Source organism: Pseudomonas coleopterorum (genome assembly GCF_900105555.1).
Classification (GTDB): domain Bacteria; phylum Pseudomonadota; class Gammaproteobacteria; order Pseudomonadales; family Pseudomonadaceae; genus Aquipseudomonas; species Aquipseudomonas coleopterorum.
In genome coordinates this window covers 3334658-3357510 of sequence record NZ_FNTZ01000001.1, presented here as the reverse complement: position 1 = coordinate 3357510, position 22853 = coordinate 3334658, and the positions used below count along the sequence as shown (strand labels likewise).

The 22853-nt window shown below is 62.8% G+C and carries 18 protein-coding genes and 3 tRNA genes; 18 read left to right on the top strand and 3 right to left on the bottom strand.

The genetic code is table 11. The features are described 5' to 3' along the window. Positions 1 to 23: 23 nt before the first annotated feature. From BLV18_RS14980 to BLV18_RS14925, 12 genes are all read left to right on the top strand, one after another. A complete protein-coding gene (locus BLV18_RS14980) occupies positions 24 to 2513 on the top strand; it encodes a motility hub landmark protein FimV (protein ID WP_090359612.1) in 2490 nt (829 codons plus the stop codon). Positions 2514 to 2670: 157 nt separating this feature from the next. Continuing rightward, positions 2671 to 3543 carry a tRNA pseudouridine(38-40) synthase TruA gene (truA, locus tag BLV18_RS14975; RefSeq protein ID WP_090359611.1) on the top strand — a complete coding sequence of 291 codons (873 nt, stop codon included), beginning with the start codon at positions 2671 to 2673 and terminating at the stop codon, positions 3541 to 3543. A gap of 39 nt (positions 3544 to 3582) precedes the next feature. Beyond that, positions 3583 to 4209 carry a phosphoribosylanthranilate isomerase gene (locus BLV18_RS14970; protein ID WP_090359608.1) on the top strand — a complete coding sequence of 209 codons (627 nt, stop codon included), beginning with the start codon at positions 3583 to 3585 and terminating at the stop codon, positions 4207 to 4209. A 164-nt stretch (positions 4210 to 4373) separates the two neighbouring features. Beyond that, positions 4374 to 5294: an acetyl-CoA carboxylase, carboxyltransferase subunit beta gene (accD, locus tag BLV18_RS14965; RefSeq protein WP_049862177.1), complete on the top strand. Its 921-nt coding sequence runs from the start codon at positions 4374 to 4376 to the stop codon at positions 5292 to 5294. Continuing rightward, the gene (gene folC, locus BLV18_RS14960) at positions 5291 to 6598 is read left to right on the top strand and encodes a bifunctional tetrahydrofolate synthase/dihydrofolate synthase (protein ID WP_090359606.1); all 1308 of its coding nucleotides are present in this window, start codon (positions 5291 to 5293) and stop codon (positions 6596 to 6598) included. Before accD ends, folC begins: the two co-directional genes overlap by 4 nt. Beyond that, the gene (locus BLV18_RS14955; RefSeq protein ID WP_090359604.1) at positions 6582 to 7223 is read left to right on the top strand and encodes an SPOR domain-containing protein; all 642 of its coding nucleotides are present in this window, start codon (positions 6582 to 6584) and stop codon (positions 7221 to 7223) included. Before folC ends, BLV18_RS14955 begins: the two co-directional genes overlap by 17 nt. A 181-nt stretch (positions 7224 to 7404) precedes the next feature. After that, a complete protein-coding gene (locus tag BLV18_RS14950; protein ID WP_049862174.1) occupies positions 7405 to 7962 on the top strand; it encodes a CvpA family protein in 558 nt (185 codons plus the stop codon). A gap of 41 nt (positions 7963 to 8003) precedes the next feature. Further along, complete coding sequence (gene purF / locus BLV18_RS14945) at positions 8004 to 9509, top strand: amidophosphoribosyltransferase (protein ID WP_056843788.1); 1506 nt, start codon at positions 8004 to 8006, stop codon at positions 9507 to 9509. 14 nt (positions 9510 to 9523) lie between these two features. Further along, a complete protein-coding gene (locus BLV18_RS14940) occupies positions 9524 to 10735 on the top strand; it encodes an O-succinylhomoserine sulfhydrylase (RefSeq protein WP_090359602.1) in 1212 nt (403 codons plus the stop codon). 218 nt (positions 10736 to 10953) lie between these two features. After that, positions 10954 to 11029, top strand: a tRNA-Val gene (locus BLV18_RS14935). Between the two features lie 68 nt (positions 11030 to 11097). Continuing rightward, positions 11098 to 11174 (top strand) — tRNA-Asp (locus tag BLV18_RS14930). A gap of 94 nt (positions 11175 to 11268) precedes the next feature. After that, positions 11269 to 11345: transfer RNA gene (locus BLV18_RS14925), tRNA-Asp, on the top strand. A gap of 79 nt (positions 11346 to 11424) precedes the next feature. Here the strand turns inward: BLV18_RS14925 and BLV18_RS14920 are convergent. Further along, positions 11425 to 11895, bottom strand: a complete 471-nt coding sequence (locus BLV18_RS14920) for a hypothetical protein (RefSeq protein WP_090359599.1) — start codon at positions 11893 to 11895, stop codon at positions 11425 to 11427. 287 nt (positions 11896 to 12182) lie between these two features. Here BLV18_RS14920 and BLV18_RS14915 point away from each other — a divergent pair, with 287 nt between their 5' ends. The 4 genes from BLV18_RS14915 to arfB all read left to right on the top strand — a co-directional run bounded on the left by BLV18_RS14915 (position 12183) and on the right by arfB (position 15635). After that, complete coding sequence (locus BLV18_RS14915) at positions 12183 to 12377, top strand: DUF1289 domain-containing protein (protein ID WP_049862171.1); 195 nt, start codon at positions 12183 to 12185, stop codon at positions 12375 to 12377. A gap of 112 nt (positions 12378 to 12489) precedes the next feature. Continuing rightward, the gene (rluB, locus tag BLV18_RS14910) at positions 12490 to 13671 is read left to right on the top strand and encodes a 23S rRNA pseudouridine(2605) synthase RluB (RefSeq protein ID WP_090359596.1); all 1182 of its coding nucleotides are present in this window, start codon (positions 12490 to 12492) and stop codon (positions 13669 to 13671) included. A gap of 164 nt (positions 13672 to 13835) precedes the next feature. Next, entirely contained in the window at positions 13836 to 15209 is a 1374-nt protein-coding gene (locus tag BLV18_RS14905) for an amino acid permease (protein ID WP_090359594.1), read from the top strand. 12 nt (positions 15210 to 15221) lie between these two features. Beyond that, positions 15222 to 15635 carry an alternative ribosome rescue aminoacyl-tRNA hydrolase ArfB gene (arfB, locus tag BLV18_RS14900; RefSeq protein WP_090359592.1) on the top strand — a complete coding sequence of 138 codons (414 nt, stop codon included), beginning with the start codon at positions 15222 to 15224 and terminating at the stop codon, positions 15633 to 15635. Positions 15636 to 15647: 12 nt separating this feature from the next. Here the strand turns inward: arfB and BLV18_RS14895 are convergent, their stop codons facing one another. Then, the gene (locus BLV18_RS14895) at positions 15648 to 16850 is read right to left on the bottom strand and encodes an MFS transporter (RefSeq protein ID WP_090359590.1); all 1203 of its coding nucleotides are present in this window, start codon (positions 16848 to 16850) and stop codon (positions 15648 to 15650) included. A gap of 221 nt (positions 16851 to 17071) precedes the next feature. On the opposite strand from BLV18_RS14895, the gene BLV18_RS14890 reads away from it, so the two are divergent. Beyond that, positions 17072 to 19996, top strand: coding sequence for an RHS repeat domain-containing protein (locus BLV18_RS14890; RefSeq protein WP_090359588.1), 2925 nt, complete (start codon positions 17072 to 17074; stop codon positions 19994 to 19996). A gap of 96 nt (positions 19997 to 20092) precedes the next feature. On the opposite strand, the gene BLV18_RS14885 is transcribed toward BLV18_RS14890, so the two are convergent. Continuing rightward, positions 20093 to 20353: a DUF2790 domain-containing protein gene (locus tag BLV18_RS14885; RefSeq protein ID WP_043185340.1), complete on the bottom strand. Its 261-nt coding sequence runs from the start codon at positions 20351 to 20353 to the stop codon at positions 20093 to 20095. Between the two features lie 337 nt (positions 20354 to 20690). On the opposite strand from BLV18_RS14885, the gene acs reads away from it, so the two are divergent. Next, positions 20691 to 22652: an acetate--CoA ligase gene (gene acs, locus BLV18_RS14880; RefSeq protein WP_056843945.1), complete on the top strand. Its 1962-nt coding sequence runs from the start codon at positions 20691 to 20693 to the stop codon at positions 22650 to 22652. Positions 22653 to 22853 lie beyond the last annotated feature (201 nt).

Here is a 22853-nt window from a genome sequence, read left to right as displayed (position 1 = left end):
AATGTTCAAACAAGGATTAGGCCATGGTTCAAGTTCGCAAACTGGTGTTAGCAATGGCTGCCGCTTCGGCGCTGTCCTCCGGTATCGCCAACGCCCTGGAGCTGGGGGAATTGACCCTCAGGTCTGCGGTGAACCAGCCTCTGCTGGCCGAGATAGAACTGCTCGATGTGCGCGGCCTGAGCGCCGCCGAGGTCCAGCCTGTGCTGGCCCCGGCCGAGGAGTTCAGCAAGGCGGGCGTAGAGCGCCAGGCGTTTCTGGACAGCCTGCGCTTCACGCCGGTGATCAACGCCAATGGCCGCAGCGTCATCCGTGTGACCTCGACCCAACCCTTGTCCGCGCCGCTGGTGAAGTTCCTGGTTCAGGTCAACTTCCCCAGTGGTCGTCTGCTGCGCGACTACAGCATGCTGCTCGATCCGGCGCAGTTTGCCCCGCAGGCCGCGCAAGCCGCGCAGAACGCTCCTCGACCCGCCGTGAGTGCGCCGGCGGCCACCGTCAACCAGGCGTCCTACACAACCGGTTCGCGCGATACGCTGTGGGAAATCGCTGCGCGCAATCGCCAGGGCGGTTCGGTCCAGCAGGCCATGCTGGCCATTCAGGCGCTCAACCCCGACGCGTTCCTGGACGGCAACATCAACCGTCTCAAGACCGGGCAGGTCCTGCGCATGCCTGACGTGCAGCAGACCTCGGCCACCGCGCCGGGGCCGGCAGTGGCCGAAGTCGCGCGGCAGAACGCTGCGTGGCGCGAAGGCCGTCGGTTGGGCCCGCGTGCCCAGCAGGTCGACGCCACGCGGCGCGGCACTGGCACACCGGCCCCGGCCGCTGCGCCACCGCAGGACAACCTCAGCCTGGTGTCGGGCGCCAGCGAGGCCAATGGTCCGGCAGGCGATGCCAAGGCATTGGACCAGAAGCTTGCCGTGACCCAGGAAGCGCTGGATGCCACCCGGCGTGACAACGAAGAGCTGCGTAGCCGCAACGCCGACCTGCAGAGCCAGCTCGACAAGTTGCAGAAGCTTATCCAGCTCAAGAACGACCAACTGGCCAAGATGCAGGCGGCTGGCGCCGATGTGCCGGTGCCTGCCGAAGCCCTGGTCCCGGCCGAGGCGCTGGCGCCCACAGCCGATGGCAGCGCGCCTGCCACCGGTGACCCCACTGCGACAACCAACGCCGAGCTGGTTCCGGCACCGACCGTGCCGGGTGCCACCGAACAGGTCAACCCGGACGCTGCCGCCAGTACGCCGGTAGCGCCTCAAGGCGAGCCACTGGACGGCGTCAACGATCCGGCCGACGACGCCGCTGCCGACCAGCCCGCCGACAATTCGACCCTGCTGATGGTGGTCGGTGCCAGCGCCCTGGCCGCGCTGCTGTTGCTGCTGCTGTTGCTGGCCCGCCGCCGCAAGGCGCAACAGGAAGCCGAAAAGCACCTGCGCATGGCCCGTGCCCTGGCCGAAGAGCCGGACCACGGCCCGGACCTCGACCTGCCGCCCAACAGCTTCGAAGGGCTGGAGCGCCCGGCCGCGACCGTGCACCTGACCCCGGCGATGGTCGCCGCCTCGGTAGCCGGCGCCCGAGCCAGCGCCGCGCCTTCCACGTTCGCTGCGGCGCCTGAGCAGACCGTACTGCCCACGCCGCCACTGCGCCCCAGCATCGACACCGATGCAGGTCTGTTCGCGGAAGTGGAACAGAGCATTGCCCGGGGCCGTCTCAATCACGCCGCCGAACTGCTGGAAGCTGCGACCGAACGTGAGCCCAAGCGCAGCGACCTGCGCTTGAAGCTGATGGAAGTCTACGGCTTGCAAGGTGACCGCGATGGTTTCGTCAGTCAGGAGCGACAGCTGATTGCCACGGGCCAGAACCACGCCGATGTCGAGCGCTTGAAGGCCCGCTTCCCGGCCATGCTCGGCGCCGCTGCGGCAGCTGCCGGTGCGGCGGCGGTTGCTGCGCAAATGGATGCGGAGTATGTCAAGCAGCTGCTGCAGGACGAGCCTGGCGCGGCCGATTCGCTGGACGGCACCTTCGACACCGATTTCGATCTGAACCTGGACGACACTCAGGACACCGCGCCCACCGCGGAAAGCAACATCGATTTCGACACCCTGCTGGCCGAACAGAAAGCGGCAGCCGCGAGCCCGGCCGACGACAACGACACCACGTTGCCGGAAGATTTCGACCTGTCTCTGGCCGAAGATGCTCAAGAGCCGCAAACACCGGAATCGCGCCTGACCGAGATCAACGCGGAGCTGGAAAAACTCTCCGACGGCTTTGCGCGCACACCCATGGCCGAACCGTTCGCCACGCCACCCAAACCTGAAGATCTCCCACCGATCGAAGGCGAAGATGATTTCGACTACCTCGACGGGGGCGACGAGGCCGGTACCAAGCTGGACCTAGCCCGTGCCTACATTGAGATGGGCGACAACGATGGCGCCCGCGACATTCTCGGCGAAGTGTTGAAGGAAGGCAGCGCCGGGCAGCAGGGCGAGGCACGCGAAATGCTGGGGCGTATCAGCCGATAATCCAGGGGTGCCTTCGCGGGCAGAGCCCGCTCCCACAGGGGGGGCTTGATGAACAGATGTGGGAGCGGGCTCTGCCCGCGAAGGCGGCGGACCAGGCGCCGTAATTTCAGGATCCGGTATAATCGCCGCCATCGCTTAACCAACAGGCTGCAACTTCGTGCAAAACATCGACAACTCGGCCGCCGAATCGGCGGCCGACGGCTTTTACCGTATCGCGCTGGGCGTGGAGTACAAAGGCTCGCGCTACCGCGGCTGGCAGCGCCAGGCGTCGGGCGTGCGCACCGTCCAGGAAACCCTCGAAGACGCTCTGGGCAAGGTCGCAGCCTCGCCTGTCTCGCTGATGTGCGCCGGCCGCACCGACGCCGGGGTTCACGCCTGCGGCCAGGTGGTGCACTTCGACACCCAGGCCGAACGCAGCATGAAAGCCTGGGTGATGGGCGCCAACATCAACTTGCCCCACGACGTCAGCGTCACCTGGGCCAAGGTCATGCCGCCCAATTTTCACGCGCGCTTCAAGGCCATCGCCCGACGCTACCGCTACGTCATCTACAACGACCAGATCAGGCCCGCCCACCTGGGCGAGGAAATCACCTGGAATCACCGCCCGCTGGACGTCACCCGCATGGCTGCCGCGGCACAGGCGCTGGTTGGCACCCATGATTTCAGCGCCTTCCGCGCCGGTCAGTGCCAGGCCAAGTCGCCGATCAAGCAGCTGCATCACCTGCGGGTCACCCAGCACGGCAAGATGATCGTCATCGACGTGCGCGCCAATGCCTTCCTGCACCACATGGTGCGCAATATCGCCGGGGTGCTGATGACCATCGGCACCGGCGAGCGGCCCATCGAGTGGGCTGCGCAAGTGTTGCAGAGCCGAGTGCGCCGCACCGGCGGGGTCACCGCCCATCCGTTCGGGCTGTACCTGGTGCAGGTCGAGTACCGTGACGAGTTTCCCTTGCCCGAACGCTACATCGGCCCGCACTTCCTGACCGGGTTCGACACACTGGCTGACGTTACCGACAGCATTTGCTAACATCCGCCGTTCCCTAGCCAAGTCGAGGTACTCGCCGACATGTCAGCCGTTCGCAGCAAAATCTGCGGTATTACCCGCATAGAGGATGCTTTGGCCGCTGCGCACGCCGGTGCCGATGCGATCGGGTTGGTGTTCTATGCCAAAAGTCCGCGGGCGGTGAACGTCCAGCAAGCCCGCGCGATCATCGCCGCGCTGCCGCCGTTCGTGACCACCACGGGCCTGTTCGTCAACGCCAGCCGCTGCGAGTTGGGCGAAATCCTCGATGCCGTGCCGCTGGACCTGCTGCAGTTCCATGGCGACGAAACACCGGCCGAGTGCGAGGGTTACCACCGTCCGTACATCAAGGCCCTGCGCGTACGTCCCGGCGACGATTTGCAGGCAGCTTGCCGCGCCTATCGCAACGCCAGCGGCATTCTGCTCGATACCTTCGTGGCCGGCGTGCCCGGCGGTACTGGCGAAGCCTTCGACTGGTCGCTGGTGCCCGAGCACCTGGACAAGCCGATCGTGCTGGCCGGCGGGCTTCATGCGGGCAACGTCGCCCAGGCCATCTCTCAAGTCAAACCCTGGGCGGTGGATGTCAGCGGCGGGGTAGAGTCGAGCAAGGGCATCAAGGACCACGGCAAGATCGACGCTTTCATCAAGGCGGTGCGTGGGAGCGGCATGTGACGGCGCGCTGCCCGGCACCGTCCATACGTTTCGCGAAACGCGCGGCACGCAGGTCTCAAGCCTGCGCCACGATCGCCCACGCATTCGTTTCATATCTGAATACGCTCAAGAGCATGCGCGGGACCTGGCCAGGCCAGCAGTCCCCGGTACTGGAGAAATAAAGCATGAGCAACTGGTTGGTAGACAAGCTGATCCCTTCGATCATGCGATCGGAAGTGAAGAAAAGCTCGGTGCCCGAAGGCCTGTGGCACAAGTGCCCGTCCTGCGAAGCAGTGCTGTACCGTCCGGAGCTGGAGAAGACTCTCGACGTCTGCCCCAAGTGCAACCACCACATGCGTATCGGAGCACGTGCGCGCCTGAACATCTTCCTCGACGAAGAGGGCCGTGCCGAGCTTGGCGCCGATCTGGAGCCGGTCGATCGCCTGAAATTCCGCGACGGCAAGAAATACAAGGATCGCCTGACCGCTGCGCAGAAGCAGACCGGTGAAAAGGATGCGTTGATCTCCATGAGCGGCACCCTGCTGGGCATGCCCGTGGTGGCCAGCGCCTTCGAATTCTCCTTCATGGGTGGCTCCATGGGCGCCATCGTCGGCGAGCGCTTCGTGCGCGCCGCCAACTATGCCCTGGAAAATCGCTGCCCGATGATCTGCTTCGCCGCCTCCGGTGGTGCGCGCATGCAGGAAGCCCTGATCTCGCTGATGCAGATGGCCAAGACCTCGGCGGTTCTGGCGCGCCTGCGCGAAGAGGGCATTCCGTTCATTTCGGTGCTGACCGACCCGGTCTACGGTGGCGTCTCCGCCAGCCTGGCCATGCTGGGTGATGTGATCGTCGCCGAGCCCAAGGCGCTGATCGGTTTCGCCGGCCCGCGCGTGATCGAGCAGACCGTGCGCGAGAAACTCCCCGAAGGCTTCCAGCGCAGCGAGTTCCTCATCGAGCATGGCGCCATCGACATGATCATTTCTCGCCAGGAACTGCGTCCGCGCCTGGGCAGCCTGCTGGCCCAGTTCATGGGCCTGCCGACGCCCACCTACGTGGCCGCTCCGATCGAGCCCATCGTGGTGCCACCGGCGCCTGCCAACGTATGACCGAGCGTAGCCTGAGCCAGTGGCTCGCCTACCTGGAGCAGTTGCATCCGGCGGCCATCGACATGGGCCTGGACCGTTGCCGAGAAGTCGCGCAACGCCTGGGCCTGGGCAAGCCGGCCGAGCGTGTGGTGACGGTCACCGGCACCAACGGCAAGGGTTCGACCTGCGCCTACATCGCTGCGCTGATGCAGGACCGCGAGCTGAAGGTCGGGGTCTATGCCTCGCCGCATCTGTTGCGCTACAACGAGCGGGTCGTGATCGATGGCCAGCAGGCTACCGACGCCCAGTTGTGCGAAGCGTTCACCGCCGTTGAAGCGGCGCGTGGTGCGACCACCCTGACCTATTTCGAGATGGGCACCCTGGCCGCGTTCTGGTTGTTCCAGCGTGCCGAGCTCGACGCCGTGGTTCTGGAAGTCGGCCTGGGTGGTCGGCTCGACGCCGTCAACCTGGTGGATGCCGACCTCGCCGTGATCACCAGCATCGGCCTGGATCATGCCGAATACCTGGGCGATACCCGCGAGTCGGTGGCCTTCGAGAAGGCCGGTATCCTGCGTGCCGGCGTGCCGGCCTTGTGCGGCGATATCGATCCTCCACAGCCATTGCTCGATCAGGTGGCCACCTTGGGCTGTCCGCTCTATCTGCGTGGTCGCGACTACGATTTCACCGAGCATGACGATCACTGGTCGTGGCGAGGCGTGGACGTCGAAGGCTACCCGGTCGAGCTGCTGTCGTTGCCGCTGCCCAGCCTGCCGCTGGAGAACGCGGCGCTGGCGCTGCAGGTCTACGTCGCCCTGGATCTGCCGCGCGACGCCGGGCGCATCGGTTGGGCGCTGGCGCACACCCGCGTGGCCGGTCGCCTGGATCGCCACCGGGTGAACGTGGCAGGCAAGACGCTCGACATTCTCCTGGACGTGGGTCACAACCCGCACGCTGCGCGCTTCCTGGCCGAGCGTCTGGCGGGCCAGCCTCTGACGGGCCGGCGTCTGGCCGTGTTCGGCCTGCTGGCCGACAAGGATCTGGCCGGTGTGGTCGAGCCACTGGCTCCAGTCATCGCCGAGTGGGCCGTCGCACCGCTGAAAACCCCTCGCACCCGGCCAGCCGCCGAGTTGAATGCTGCACTCCTGAACCTTGGCGCCACCACGACGTCTCATGCCAGCCTCGCCGATGCGCTCGAAGCGCAGTGCGAAGCAGCAGGCGAGGGTGACGAGATTCTGGTGTTCGGCTCGTTCCACTGTGTCGCCCAGGCCTTGAAATGGATGTATGGCAACGTAGAACGGGAGAGCGTGGATGGCATTGCCCAGTAAGGTGTTCAAACAGCGCATGATCGGCGCGTTGGTGCTGATCGCGCTGGCGGTGATTTTCCTGCCGATGCTGTTTTCGCGGCAGGACGACACCGTGCGCCAGGTTCAGGTGCAGGCCCCGGCAGCGCCGCAGGCACCGGCCGCGCCCCAGGTGCAGGTCGAGCCGGTTGACGTGCCCGAGCCGCAGATCATCGAGTCCGAGCCCGTTCCCCAGCAGGCCCAGGTGCAGGCCAGCGCGCCGAGCCAGCCCATCCAGCCGGTGCCCTCAGCGCCTGCGGCTGCTGCGAAAAAGCCGGTGGAAACGGTGCAGCCCTCGGCACCGATTGCAGCCGCCAAGGTGGCGCCGGCCGCCAAGCCGGACACCGCCAGCAAGATCGACCCCAACGGGCTGCCGGTCAGCTGGTCGGTGCAACTGGCCAGTCTGTCCAATCGAGCCGGTGCCGACGCCCTGCAGAAGAGCCTGCGTACGCAGGGCTACAACGCCTACGTGCGTTCGTCCGACGGCAAGAACCGGGTATTCGTCGGGCCATTGGTCGAACGCGCCGAGGCCGAACGGCTGCGCGATGTGATCAATCGCCAGCAGAAGCTCCAGGGTTTCGTGGTGCGCTTCGAGCCTGAACGCGGCTGAGGACCTGGTTCGCCGTGGGATCGTGTCGCTTTCTTCGCGGCCGCTGACCGCTCCTACGGGAAGCTGCAGGACCGCTCAGCGGCCGCGAAGGGGCGCGCTGCGGCGCAGGCGACAATCGCCGCTTACTACCGGGCCCGCGCTCTGCTAAAATGCGCCGCCTTATCCGTATGCAGGCCGCACCGTGGCATTTACCTGGGTCGACTGGGCGATCATTGCGATCATCGCCATCTCCGCACTGATCAGCTTGACACGCGGCTTCGTCAAGGAAGCCCTGTCGCTGGTCACGTGGATAGTCGCAGGTGGCGTGGCCTGGCTGTTCGGCGGTTCGCTCGCCGGTTACTTCGAAAACTACATCCAGACGCCATCGGCACGTGTCATCGCAGGCTGTGCCGTGCTGTTCGTGGCCACCTTGCTGGTCGGCGCCATGGTCAACTACCTGATCGGCGAACTCATTCGCGTCACCGGACTGTCGGGCACCGACCGCTTTCTGGGCATGGTCTTCGGCGCCGCGCGCGGTGGCCTGCTGGTGGTGGTGGCCGCCGGGCTGCTGAGCCTGGGGCCCGTTCAACAGGATGCCTGGTGGCAGGAATCACGCCTGCTGCCGCAATTTCTTTTGGTTGCTGACTGGTCGAAAAACCTCATTCTGGGGATGTCCAGCCAGTGGCTCGCCAGCGGAATCAGCGCACCGGCTGACATTCCGTTCAAGGAACACCTCTTGCCTGCCGCGAAAGCGCAGTGAGTGGTGCTCAGTTCAGATTCATTAAGTAGGGGTTGCGTCGCATGTGTGGCATCGTCGGTATCGTCGGTAAGTCGAACGTCAATCAAGCGCTGTATGACGCGCTAACGGTCCTCCAACACCGCGGCCAGGATGCTGCCGGTATCGTTACCAGTAGCGATGGCAAGTTGTTCCTGCGCAAGGACAACGGGCTGGTACGGGACGTTTTCCAGCAGCGCCATATGCAGCGGCTGGTCGGGCACATGGGTATTGGTCATGTGCGCTATCCCACGGCAGGCAGCTCGACCTCGGCCGAGGCCCAGCCGTTCTACGTCAACTCGCCCTACGGCATCACCCTGGCGCACAACGGCAACCTGACCAACGTCGAGCAGCTGGCCAAGGAGATCTACGAATCGGACCTGCGTCACGTCAACACCAACTCGGACTCCGAAGTGCTGCTGAACGTCTTCGCCCATGAACTGGCGGTGCGCGGCAAGCTGCAGCCTACCGAGGAAGACGTGTTCGCGGCCGTCACCGACGTGCACAAGCGCTGCACTGGCGGTTACGCAGTGGTGGCCATGATCACCGGCTACGGTATCGTCGGCTTCCGCGACCCGCATGCGATCCGCCCGATCGTGTTCGGCCAGCGGCACACCGACGAAGGCGTGGAGTACATGATCGCTTCCGAAAGCGTGTCCCTGGACGTGCTCGGCTTCACCCTGATCCGCGACCTCGCACCGGGCGAAGCGGTGTACATCACCGAAGACGGCAAGCTGCACACTCGCCAGTGCGCACCCAACCCGCAATACGCGCCGTGCATCTTCGAACACGTCTACCTGGCACGTCCGGACTCCATCATCGATGGCATCTCGGTGTACAAGGCGCGCCTGCGCATGGGCGAGAAGCTGGCCGACAAGATCCTGCGCGAGCGTCCCGAGCACGACATCGACGTGGTCATCCCGATCCCGGACACCAGCCGCACCGCAGCCCTGGAACTGGCCAACCATTTGGGCGTGAAGTTTCGCGAAGGCTTCGTCAAGAACCGCTACATCGGCCGTACCTTCATCATGCCTGGCCAGGCTGCGCGCAAGAAATCGGTACGCCAGAAGCTCAATGCCATCGAGCTCGAATTCCGCGGCAAGAACGTGATGCTGGTGGACGACTCGATCGTACGCGGCACCACCTGCAAGCAGATCATCCAGATGGCGCGCGAAGCGGGCGCCAAGAATGTCTATTTCTGCTCGGCTGCTCCAGCCGTGCGCTACCCGAACGTCTACGGCATCGACATGCCGAGTGCGCATGAGTTGATCGCGCACAACCGCAGTACCCAGGAAGTGGCCGATCTGATCGGTGCCGACTGGCTGATCTACCAGGACCTGCCCGACCTGATCGACGCGGTCGGTGGCGGCAAGGTCAAGATCGAGAACTTCGACTGCGCGGTGTTCGACGGCAAGTACGTCACCGGCGATATCGACGAGTTCTACCTGAACAAGATCGAACAGGCGCGCAATGACTCCAACAAGAGCAAGTCTCAGGCGGTCAGCGCGATCATAGACCTCTACAACAACTGATTGGGAGCAACGGCATGACACAGGAATGGGATGCCGGGCGACTGGATAGCGATCTGGAAGGGGTGTGCTTCGACACCCTGGCCGTTCGCGCCGGCCAGCACCGCACGCCGGAAGGCGAACACAGCGATCCGCTGTTCTTCACCTCCAGCTACGTTTTCCGTACCGCGGCCGATGCTGCGGCGCGTTTTGCCGGCGAAGTGCCGGGTAACGTCTACTCGCGGTACACCAACCCCACCGTGCGCTCCTTCGAAGAGCGCCTGGCCGCTCTGGAAGGCGCCGAGCAGGCCGTCGGTTTCGCCACTGGCATGGCGGCGATCACTGCGGTGGTCATGAGCCTGTGCAGCGCGGGCGACCATGTGCTGGTGTCGCAGAGCGTGTTCGGCTCGACCATCAGCCTGTTCGAGAAGTACTTCAAGCGCTTCGGCATCGAGGTGGACTACGTGCCACTGGCTGACGTCGGCGGCTGGGAGCGGGCCATCAAGGCCAATACCAAATTGCTGTTCGTCGAGTCACCGTCCAATCCATTGGCCGAACTGGTCGACATCACCGCCCTGAGCGCAGTGGCCAGGGCCGGTGGTGCGATGCTGGTGGTGGACAACTGCTTCAGCACGCCGGCCTTGCAGCAGCCGCTGGTTCTGGGGGCCGACATCGTCGTGCACTCGGCGACCAAGTTCATCGACGGCCAGGGTCGTTGCATGGGCGGCGCGGTGTGTGGGCGCAGCAAGGAGATGAACGAGGTGCTCGGTTACCTGCGCACCGCCGGTTCGACCCTGAGCCCGTTCAACGCCTGGATCTTCCTCAAGGGTCTGGAAACGCTCAGCCTGCGCATGCGTGCCCATTGCGCCAGTGCCCAGGCGCTGGCCGAGTGGCTGGAAGCGCAGGACGGGATCGAGAAGGTGCATTACTCGGGTCTGGCGAGCCATCCGCAGCACGAGCTGGCCAAGCGTCAGACCAAGGGTTTCGGCGCAGTGGTCAGTTTCGAGGTCAAGGGAGGCAAGGAGGGTGCCTGGCGCTTCATCGACGCCACGCGTCTGATCTCGATCACCGCCAACCTGGGTGACAGCAAGACCACCATCACTCACCCGGCCACCACCTCGCACGGGCGCCTGTCGCCAGCCGAGCGCGAAGCGGCAGGGATTCGTGACAGCCTGATTCGGGTGGCGGTAGGCCTGGAAGACGTGGGCGACCTGCAGGCCGATCTCGCGCGCGGTCTGGCTGCGCTGTAAGGGCTGAAGGCTTCTTCGCGGGCAGAGGGCTCGCCGCCCGCCCCGCTCCCACAGAGTTCTCAGTTGAGCTGGGTTACTGTGGGAGCGGGCTCTGCCCGCGAAGAGGCCCGCAAGGTTTCACAAGTTCTGGGGTTTGGCACCTTTTTCAAAAAAACTTCATACAGGGTATTGACTTAGGTTCGGTACCTGCGTAAATTTCGCGGCCTCAGCGAAGCAAAGGGTGATTAGCTCAGCCGGGAGAGCATCTGCCTTACAAGCAGAGGGTCGGCGGTTCGATCCCGTCATCACCCACCATTTCGTTGAAATGCAGCTGAGAACGCAACACCTAGTAACACGTGCTGAAGTTCGAGAGCACACACTGCGCAGCGGTAGTTCAGTCGGTTAGAATACCGGCCTGTCACGCCGGGGGTCGCGGGTTCGAGTCCCGTCCGCTGCGCCATTTTTTGTACTGATTCGGTTCTCCGGGTCAGCGATCGAGAAACTCGAAAGTTCTCGATCAACAGGTTTCAAACGGACGCAAGTCCGAGCGATACGCAGCGGTAGTTCAGTCGGTTAGAATACCGGCCTGTCACGCCGGGGGTCGCGGGTTCGAGTCCCGTCCGCTGCGCCATACACAGCTTCGAGGCCCTTGAACTCCTCGAAGCGAACAAAGAAAGCGACCTTCGGGTCGCTTTTTTTGTGCCTGAATTTCAGTCGGCTTTTGTCGCGCCAGATGTGGCCGCAATGCTGATAATGAAGCCGTCCGCTTGAGCCTGACCGACATTGACCAGCTCTACCTCATAACTTTCATCCGCCGTGTAATCCTGTAGTTTCACGGTGCCGTGATCCATCGTGTGCATCTCCGAGCCGGCATGTCGCAATGCGACAACAGCAGTGCCGGTGGGGCCAATAATATGGAAACCAATCGACTTTGGTGTGGCGATCAGGAATTCCCAGTAACTTCCACGTTCGGGCATATAGTACGCCGAGGAAATCACTCGGCTCGTTGTTTCAGATATCTGGATATTAGTGAATGTCACAGTCTTGTCTGGAAATTCGTCGGCGTATTGTGAAGGAACATGGCTGAAGTCCACTGTGAGCTGCGCTGGCCCATCAGCATGGGGTTTGGAATCCCGCTCAACGGTGGACAGATCGAACAGGTCATGGTCTTTGGTACTCATGGTGCACTCTCCATACAGTAGAGACTTACCGGTTGAATGAATGGTTGTGTCATTAGAGGCGATACAGCCTCTGACTTGAAAGTTAGTTAAGCACCCGCCTGTTGATCGAGCAAAGAAACAGGTTGACTATGTTTTTTCGTGGCTAGCACTTATGAACGTGATTTTTTAGAGTGCAGCTTTAACTGCCCGGTCAGTTGAAAGGCTCGGTCTTGTAAAGAAAATTGCGCATTTGCCACACCCCGCTGTCTGACGCTTATCCAATCAATCGTGCACCGGTGGCCCGTCCCATGAGCAGCAAGAACCCCTGTATCAGCGTCTGCAAGTTCACCGATGACACCTGTATCGCCTGCGGACGGACCAAGCCTGAGTGCAAGGCCTGGAAGAAGATGGACAAGGATGAGCGCCGCGAGGTGAACGAGCAGGCCGCGCAGCGGTTGAAGGACATGAAGGGCACCGCCAAGCGGAAAAAGAAGAAAGGCTGAAAAAAACGGCTAGCCTTGGATGCGCAACACCCGTGTTGCGCGTATCATTCGCGGCCCTCCGGCGCGCCTGCGCCGAGCAGTATTCCATTCGACCCACCGGGAGGTGCTTACGATGAAAGATCTCGATCAGCAAGACGGCAGCCAGGAAATCGGCCCCGCCGGCGAAAAACTGCAGAAAGTATTGGCCCGTATCGGCGTGGGCTCGCGCCGTGACGTAGAGGCGTGGATCAGCGAAGGCCGGATCAAGGTCAACGCCAAGGTCGCCACCCTCGGCCAGCGCGTCGACCTGCACGACGCCATTACCGTGGACGGCAAGGTGATCAAGCGCGAAGAAGCCTCGGAAACCGTGCGCCGCGTGATCATCTACAACAAGCCTGACGGCGAAATCTGCACCCGCGACGACCCTGAGGGCCGTCCTACCGTCTTCGACCGCCTGCCGCGCCCGCGCGAAGGCCGCTGGATCAACGTCGGCCGCCTGGACATCAACACCACCGGGCTGTTGATGTTCACCACCGACGGCGAACTGGCCAACCGCCTGATGCACCCTTCGTTCGAAATGGACCGTGAGTACGCCGTACGTGTACGCGGCGAAGTCGACGAAGACATGCTGTTGCGCCTCAAGAACGGCGTGATCCTGGAAGACGGCCCTGCGCGTTTCACCGACATCCAGGAAGCACCGGGCGGTGAAGGCTTCAACCACTGGTACCACTGCGTGGTCATGGAAGGCCGTAACCGTGAAGTGCGTCGCCTGTGGGAATCCCAAGGCCTGGTGGTCAGCCGCCTCAAGCGTGTGCGCTTCGGTCCGGTGTTCCTCAACTCTGACCTGCCGATGGGTCGGTGGCGTGAGCTGACTCAGGGTGAAGTCGATACCCTGAGCGCCGAGGTGGGTCTGGCAGCGGTCGCCATGCCGTCGATGACCACCAAGACCAAGGACAAGCTGGAGCGCATGCAGCGCAAGTCCTCACGTCCCATGGGCCGTGGCGAGCGTGTGCGTACCCTGCGTCCGGCCCACGACGGCGCGCCGTCCACCGAACAGCGCCCGGCTCGCCAGCCGCGTGGCGATTCGGCGCCGGCTTCGCGCAAGGACAGTGGCCGTGGCACGCCCGTGGCCGAGCGTCCGGCGGACATGAACAAGCGCCCGGCCAAGCCTGCGGGCAAGCCAGGTGCCAAGCCTGCGGCCAAGCGTCCAGGCATCAAGCTGTTGGACGACGCGCCTTCGGGCAATCGTCGCGGTCCGGCAGCGGGCACGGGTCAGCGTCCAGGCTTCGGCCGTCGCAAGCCCAAGCCTGAGTAAGGACAGCTGATGTCCACGTGCGCCAACCTTCCAGGGTTGGCGTTTTTTTGTAGGGTGTCGGTGGGGGGGCTCTTCGCGGGCAGAGACCCGCTCCCACAAGGTCTGCCTGCGGCGGACCATTGCACTCTTGATACCTCGAACGTCGAAGAAGTGACCTCTCCCTGATGACTGAACCAAACCAGCTCAAGCGTGGGCTGAAGAATCGCCACATCCAATTGATCGCCCTGGGCGGAGCCATCGGCACCGGGTTGTTCCTGGGGTCTGCGGGCGTGCTCAAATCGGCCGGACCGTCGATGATCCTGGGTTACGCCATCTGCGGCTTCATCGCCTTCCTGATCATGCGCCAGCTGGGCGAGATGATCGTCGAGGAGCCGGTCGCCGGTTCCTTCAGTCACTTCGCCCACAGCTACTGGGGCCGGTTTCCCGGGTTCCTGTCGGGGTGGAACTGCTGGGTGCTGTACATCCTGGTGGGCATGTCGGAGCTGACCGCCGTCGGCAAATACGTGCACTACTGGTGGCCGGAGATACCGACCTGGGTCTCGGCCGCGGTGTTCTTCGTGATGATCAATGCCATCAACCTGACCAACGTCAAGGTGTTCGGGGAAGCCGAGTTCTGGTTCGCCATCATCAAGGTGGCGGCGATCGTCGGCATGATCGCCCTGGGCAGCTACCTGCTGGTCAGCGGCAATGGCGGCCCGCAGGCAGGTGTCAGCAACCTTTGGGAGCATGGCGGCTTCTTCCCCAACGGCGTCGGCGGTTTGGTCATGGCCCTGGCGATCATCATGTTCTCGTTCGGCGGCCTGGAAATGCTCGGTTTCACCGCGGCCGAGGCGGACAGCCCGAAGACGGTGATCCCCAAGGCCATCAATCAGGTGATCTACCGTATTCTGATCTTCTACATCGGCGCGCTGGTGGTGCTGTTGTCGCTAACGCCGTGGGATGGCCTGCTGGCCAGCCTGAATGCCTCGGGCGACGCCTACAGCGGCAGCCCGTTCGTGCAGGTGTTCTCGATGCTGGGCAGCGACACGGCGGCGCATGTGCTCAACTTCGTGGTCCTGACCGCGGCCCTGTCGGTGTACAACAGCGGCACCTACTGCAACAGCCGCATGCTGCTGGGCATGGCCGAGCAGGGCGATGCACCGCGCGCGCTGGCCAAGGTGGATGCACGCGGCGTACCGGTACGTGCGCTGCTGGTGTCGGCGGCAATCACGCTGGTGGCCGTGGCGTTGAACTACTTCGTGCCACAGCAGGCGCTGGAGCTGTTGATGTCGCTGGTGGTCGCGACCCTGGTGATCAACTGGGCGATGATCAGCTACTCGCACCTCAAGTTCCGCCAGCACCTGCAGCGCCAAGGCCAGGTGCCGTTGTTCAAGGCGCTGTGGTATCCGTACGGAAACTACCTGTGTTTGGCCTTCGTGGCGTTCATCTTGATCATCATGCTGATGATTCCGGGTATTCGCATTTCGGTCTATGCGATTCCACTGTGGGTCGGCGGGATGTACCTGTGCTATCGCCTCAAGCCCAAACCCCTGTCCTGAGCGGAGTGCCGCATGCTGGAGATCTCCAACGTCGTCCATCTGCCAGATGCTGAAATCGAACTCAGCGCCATCCGCGCGCAAGGCGCGGGTGGGCAGAACGTCAACAAGGTTTCCAGCGCGGTGCATCTGCGCTTCGACATCGGCGCCTCGACGTTGCCGCCGTTCTACAAGGAGCGGCTGCTGGCGCTGCGTGACAGCCGGATCACCGGTGATGGCGTGATCGTGATCAAGGCGCAGCAGTTCCGTACCCAGGAGCAGAACCGGGCCGATGCGTTGCAGCGCTTGCGTGAGCTGATTCTGATGGCCACCAAGGTCGAGAAGAAGCGGCGGCCGACCAAGCCCACGCTGGGCTCCAAGACCCGCCGCCTGGAAGGCAAGACCAAGCGGGGCGCGATCAAGGCCGGGCGTGGCAAGATCGACTTCTGAAAGGCGTTATCCTCAGACCAGCTTGTCTTCCGGTGGTGGGAGGCGAGCGGCCTGGCGGTACAGATAGAAGGTCAGGCCCAGGCCCGTGCACGCAGCAGCGGCGGCAAACAGAAAGATCGAACTGAAGCCGAAGCCGGCGGCTATGGCGCCGGCCACCGGCCCAGTGATGCCCAGCGACATGTCGATGAACAGCGAGTAGGCCCCCACTGCAGCACCGCGGCTCGACGCTGGCACCAGATTGACCGCTTCGACGCCGAGTGCCGGGAATACCAGGGAAAAACCGAAACCGGTCAGGGCCGCGCCGGCCATGGCCAGTTCCTGGCTGGGCGCCAACCATAGCAGCAGCAAGCCCAGGGTCTCCACGCTCAGGCAGACAATCGCCACGCGAAAGCCACCCAGACGGTTGATCAGGTTGCCGAACAACAGCCGCGCGAGAATGAAGCTGGCACCGAACAGGCTCAGGCACAGTGCCGCGTTGTCCCAGGCATTGCTGGCGTAGTACAGGGTGATGAACGTGGCGATGGTGCCGAAGCCGATGCCACCCAGGGCCAGCCCAGTGCCGTGGGGCAGCACTCGACCCAGAACGTGCAGAAACGGCAGGCGCTCGCCGGCCACCACTGGCGCAGGCAGCTTGTTCCAGGCCAGGGCGATGCCCACGCCTGCCAGAACGATGATGCTCGCGCCCATGCTCCACAAGCCCAGATGTTTGACCATCAACACACCCAGCGGCGCGCCGATGGCCAGTGCGCCGTAGCTGGCGATGCCGTTCCAGGAGATGACCTTGGCCGTGTTGGCCGCCCCGACGCGACCGATCCCCCAGCCAATGGAACCGGAGCCCACCAGGCTTTCCGCCGACCCGAGCAACACCCGACCCAGCAGCAGGCTGGTGAGGCTCAGTGCTGGCCAGCTTTGCAACCAACCGGCCAGCAGCATGAACAACCCGCTGATGCCGCAGCCGACCAATCCGTAGATCACGGCCTTCTTGCTGCCCAGGTTGTCGATGATCTTGCTCGCCTGGGGGCGGCTGAGCAGGGTGGCGAGGTATTGAACGCTGATCACCAGGCCAGCGATCACCGCGCCGTAGCCCAGATCGCTGTGGACGAAGCCGGGCAATACCGCCAGGGGAATGCCGATGCTCAGGTAGCCAATGAAGGTGAACAGCACGATGGAAACGACTTGCAGCGTGACCGTCATGGGGCGCTGGGAGTGAGGCATGGGTAGTCCGAAAATGGGCTGGGGATGGATAAAAAATGCAGGCCATAGCCTGACGTTCATGATAGACGCGCAAGACACAAAAAAAATCAGCCCGCATGGGTTCTTCGGTCTTTCGAGTCGCACAGGCTCTTGATGATTGGCGTCGCAAGGGCTGAGGTCTGGGCAGTTGTCGGTTGGCGCATGACATTTGCGGAGCCCTGACGGAGGCGAACTGGCTGGGTATGTTCGTTCGTTTTTGCACTTCGGGACTGATCGTGATTACTCAACAACAATCTTCACTTCACAGCAGGACACCGGCCATCAGCGCCCGTGACGGTCGTGGATGCGTCATTCGGTCGATCGCCTATCTGCGCAGTAGCGTCGATGACACTGTCCAACCCATGGTTATCGTTACGCGGCATGACGCGCAAGGACGACAGCGGGAAAGCTTCGATCCGCGTCGGCTCGCAGCGGGCTCGGCCGATCCGGGCCCCAATATGCGCTGGTCCTACGGTCTTTCGGGAAATGTGGTGCGCGAAGATAGTCGCGATTCCGGCAGCTCCCTGATCCTTCGCGATGCCCAGGGCAGGGTTTCTCTCTGTCGCACCGGCAATGACGTCATCAAACGCTATCGCTATCAGGCGACGACCCTGCCGGGCCGCCTGCTGGCCATTGAGCTACAACCTTCGCCAAACGCAGCCTCGGTGGTGGCGGAGCGATTCGTGTGGGGTGCTTCCGGGGCTGAGGCGCGCAGTGCCAATGTGGCTGGACAACTGATACGCCACTACGACGGCGCGGGACTGCAGATGGTTGAGTTGCAGTCGGTGCACGGTGCTGTGATACGTCAAAGTCGGCAACTGCGACGCGACAAGCGCTTGTCAGGCTGGCCTGGCGATGTCGAATCGAGTTGGCGCGAATCGTTAGCCGACGATGTGTTGACGAGTGTGGCCACGCTCGATGCGTGTGGGCAACTGTTGCTCAAAGTTGACGTCGGCGGTCACCGCCAGCGTTACCGGTACGATGTCAGCGGACAGTTTGCCGCCGGCTGGCTGCAACCCGCCGGCGTGGCGGAGCAACCGGTTGTCAAGTCGGTGCAGTACGGTGCCGACGGTCAATTGCTGTGCCAGACCCAGGGTAACGACGTTATCAGTCGCTATCGCTATGAGCAGGGCAGTCAGCGTCTGCAAGCGACCACTGTCAGTCGACCGGCAGGCCATCCCAGGGGTGCGCGAACGTTGCAGGACTTGCAGTACCGATACGACCCTGTGGGTAATGTGCTGGCGGTGGTCGATGATGCTCAAGCCACACGCTATTGGCGCAACGTACGCGTCGCTCCGGAAAGTACATTCAGCTATGACACGCTCTACAGGCTGACCAAAGCGACCGGCCGAGAGATGGCCCGGCGCGTGGCCGGTCGAGGCCGCCTGCCGGCTACCGTCCCCCAGTCTCTGGATGCGGCGACCTACACCCAGTACACACGTACCTACAGCTACGACATCGGGGACAATCTGATAGGCATGCGCCATCAGGCTGCCGCCAGCGGCAACGACTTCACGCTGGACATGACGGTCGCTCGTGCCAGCAATCGTGCGGTGATCAGCGACATGTGCGCGGATCCCGAGCAGGTGGACGACTGCTTCCTTGCTGCCGGCCAGCAGAAGCGGCTTCCCGAAGGCCAGGCCTTGTCGTGGGGAATGGACGGTGACCTCGAGGAGGTTGGACACTCTGGAGCCGCCCTGTGGGAGTGGTACCGCTATGGCGGCGAGCACCAGCGCCGCGTGAAAGTCAGCACGGCACGGGAGGGTGATCTGAGGTGCGAGCAGACGACGCTCTACCTGCCGGATATCGAACTGCGTTCTACCCATCGGGCAGGCAGGCTCACAGAGCAGTTGGAGGTCCTGAGTGTCGCAAGCCCCGGCCCGGTACAGGTGACGGCTTTCCACTGGCAGGTTGGAGAGCCCCAGGGCATGCAGTCCAGTAGAGTACGCTACAGTCACCGCAACCAAGTCGGCAGCGTAGGCCTGGAGCTGGACGCCGATGGCCAGATCATTTCCCAGGAAGAATATTACCCCTTCGGTACGACCGCCCTGTACGCGGCACGCACCGATACCGAATCCAGCTACAAGACCTTGCGTTACTCAGGCAAGGAACGAGATGCATCGGGTCTTTACTACTACGGATACCGTTACTACCAGCCCTGGGCAGCCCGTTGGCTGAGCGCCGACCCATCGGGTGCGGCCGACGGCTTGAATCTCTACCGCATGGTGCGCAACAACCCGGTCACTCTGCATGACCCCAATGGGTTGCAGCCGCCCCCGCCCCCGCCGATGCCTGGAATGGCAAGTGCGCCGCCGCCGCCACCGCCGCCACCTGGGATGTCGGCCGCCGTTCCGGTGATGCCTCCGCCCCCGCCCCCGCCAGGCAGCGGCTTGTCCGGGCCGCCTCCGCCGCCACCCCTTGGAGGCGAGGGTTCGTCTGCTGGTGTGGCGCCGCGCAAGAAGTGGGTCATCAAAGAGGATCCCGCGATCAAAAAGCAGCAAGGCGGAGAATATCCCTATTATTCATCCATGACGATTGCCCTGCAGAAAGCAAATATCGAGCACTACTCGAATATTCCTGATCCGGAAAGTTTTCTTAAAACCTGGAAGGAGGTAGCCAGTGCGATGAAGCCGTCAGCCCCAAACATCGATCTGGACAAGTTAACTGAAGTCCAGTCTACCTTGGCGCGCATGGACAAGGAGTGGTCGGGTTATACCAAGCCCAAGCCCGACGTCAGCCAGACGTTTCGTGGAGATACGCCGGCGGTGCTGGGTAGTTATCCATGGCTGGCAAGTTTCGTCGAGCAAGCCCAGGCAAGCGATACGGCCATGTATCAGCGATTGGATATGGACATGAAGTCATCGCTCATCATGTCTACTGCGATAAGTCCTCAAGAGGCCTACGTCCTGCCGAAGAGCATTCTTTGGCATTTCACCTTAGATGAAAGTCACGCGGGCATTTCCGAAGGCTTGTATGCCGAGACCGAAGTGACATTTCCGCTTTACAACCCCATGAGGATCGAGTCAGTGGCGTCTATCCCCGAGGGTCAAGCCTATCAGGGCAACGCAGAACGATTCGGTACGGCTCACCGGTATGTCGTCAAAGCGACCATGCTCCCGCGAGTCTGATGGCACGAGCCAATGCCTGGATAGGCACCTACTGCGGATAGCTGACCCAGCTATCCGCTTCTGGCTGTCATTCGCGTCGTTGGCAAGCGTTGGATGTCAGCTGTTGGTACAGCCGTTGCCCATGACGTGGTATTCCATGATGTGGCGCTTGCCCTGCGAGTCCTCGTAGGTCAGACGCGCTGGCACCACGGCGCAGACATTGGGGATCGCCGAGTTGGAAATGACATGGGCGATGTCCGGGTGCTGTGAATAGTCATAGGGTTCTACCACGGGTTTCTGTGTGGCGGCAGTGGTCGTCTCATCGGCCAGGGCGATACCGCTCGAGCCAATCAGCGCAAGAATCAACAAAGCTTTCATTTCGATTTTCCTGTTTTACAGTCGTCAGGGGGCACGCGGCCCTTGTGAGGTCACGTGTGAAACTTGAGAGTGGGAAAGTTGCGATCGACAGCCTTCGTGGGGGATACAGTCTTTGTCGATCGCAGTGCCGTTGCTGGCGAAAACGATTCTAGGCCCCGGTGCCTGTGGTAAACAGAGCGGGTTTGGATAAACAGTTTTATCCGAATCTGCATTAATCGCGCATCGCCGAGCAGGCATCGGCACGGGTCCCGGTACTACCATCGTCGAATGGCTGCCTGGGGCAGATACCCTTAAAACAGGTCCATACAACAACAACTATTCAACCGAGGTAAGAATGATGAGTGCGGCTTCCCTGTATCCCGTTCGTCCCGAAGTGGCAGCGTCCACGCTGACCGATGAGGCGACCTACAAGGCGATGTACCAGCAGTCCGTGGTCAACCCGGACGGTTTCTGGCGCGAGCAGGCGCAGCGTCTCGATTGGATCAAGCCCTTTACCAAGGTCAAGCAGACCTCGTTCGACGACCACCATGTCGACATCAAGTGGTTCGCCGACGGCACCCTCAACGTTTCCTACAACTGCCTGGACCGGCACCTGGCCGAGCGCGGCGATCAGGTCGCGATCATCTGGGAGGGTGACGATCCCTCCGAGAGCCGTCACATCACTTATCGTGAGCTGCATGCCGAAGTGTGCAAGTTCGCCAATGCCTTGCGCGGCCAGGATGTGCACCGTGGCGACGTGGTGACCCTGTACATGCCGATGATCCCCGAAGCGGTGGTGGCCATGCTTGCGTGCACGCGCATCGGCGCGGTGCATTCGGTGGTGTTCGGCGGGTTCTCGCCCGAGGCGCTTGCAGGGCGCATCATCGACTGCCAGTCCAAGGTGGTGATCACCGCCGACGAAGGTCTGCGCGGCGGGCGCAAGACGGCGCTCAAGGCCAACGTCGACCGGGCCCTGACCAACCCTGAAACCAGCAGCGTGCAAAAGGTCATCGTGTGCAAGCGCACCGGCGGCGACATCGAGTGGAACCGTCACCGCGACATCTGGTACCACTCCCTGCTGGAAGTGGCGTCGAGCACCTGCGCGCCGAAGGAAATGGGCGCCGAGGAAGCGCTGTTCATTCTCTACACCTCCGGCTCCACCGGAAAGCCCAAGGGCGTGCTGCACACCACCGGTGGCTACCTGGTGTATGCCGCGCTGACCCATGAGCGGGTGTTCGACTACAAGCCCGGCGACGTCTACTGGTGCACTGCGGACGTGGGTTGGATCACCGGCCACAGTTACATCGTCTATGGCCCCCTGGCCAACGGCGCCACCACGCTGCTGTTCGAGGGCGTGCCCAACTACCCGGACATCACCCGGGTGTCGAAGATCGTCGACAAGCACAAGGTCAATATCCTCTACACGGCGCCCACGGCGATCCGCGCGATGATGGCCGAGGGCTCCAAGGCGGTCGAGGGCGCCGATGGCTCCAGTCTGCGCCTGCTCGGTTCGGTGGGCGAGCCGATCAACCCGGAAGCCTGGAACTGGTACTACAACACGGTAGGTAAGCAGAACTGCCCGATCGTCGACACCTGGTGGCAGACCGAAACCGGCGGCATCCTGATCAGCCCGTTGCCGGGCGCGATCGGCCTCAAGCCGGGCTCGGCAACCAAGCCGTTCTTCGGCGTGGTGCCGGCGCTGGTGGACAACCTGGGCAACATCATCGAGGGGGCGGCCGAAGGCAATCTGGTGATCCTCGATTCGTGGCCGGGCCAATCGCGCACCCTGTATGGCGATCACGATCGCTTCGTCGATACCTATTTCAAGACCTTTCGCGGCATGTACTTCACCGGCGACGGTGCGCGTCGCGACGAAGATGGCTACTACTGGATCACCGGGCGGGTCGATGACGTGCTCAACGTTTCCGGGCACCGCATGGGCACGGCCGAGATCGAAAGTGCGATGGTCGCCCATCCCAAGGTGGCCGAAGCCGCTGTGGTGGGTGTGCCTCACGACCTCAAGGGGCAGGGCATCTACGTCTATGTCACGCTCAATGGTGGCGAGCAGGCCAGCGAGGAATTGCGCCTGGAGCTCAAGAACTGGGTGCGCAAGGAGATCGGTCCCATCGCGTCGCCGGATGTGATCCAGTGGGCGCCGGGATTGCCCAAGACGCGTTCGGGCAAGATCATGCGGCGCATTCTGCGCAAGATCGCCACGTCCGAGTACGACGCGCTGGGTGACATTTCTACTCTGGCCGATCCGGGGGTGGTGCAGCAGTTGATCGATACCCACAAGGATATGCATCGGGCTTCTGCGTGATTTGAGGTGATCTTGAGGGCCTCTTCGCGGGCAGAGCCCGCTCCCACAATGCATCACTGCAATCCCTATGTGGGAGCGGGCTCTGCCCGCGAAGGGGTCGTCAAAACTCGCCGAAGATTACCGGTGTTACTGCGTGAACGCGTACGACACACCACCTGCCACTCAATACCCCACTGCAACGCCTACCTGCTTCCACTAGCA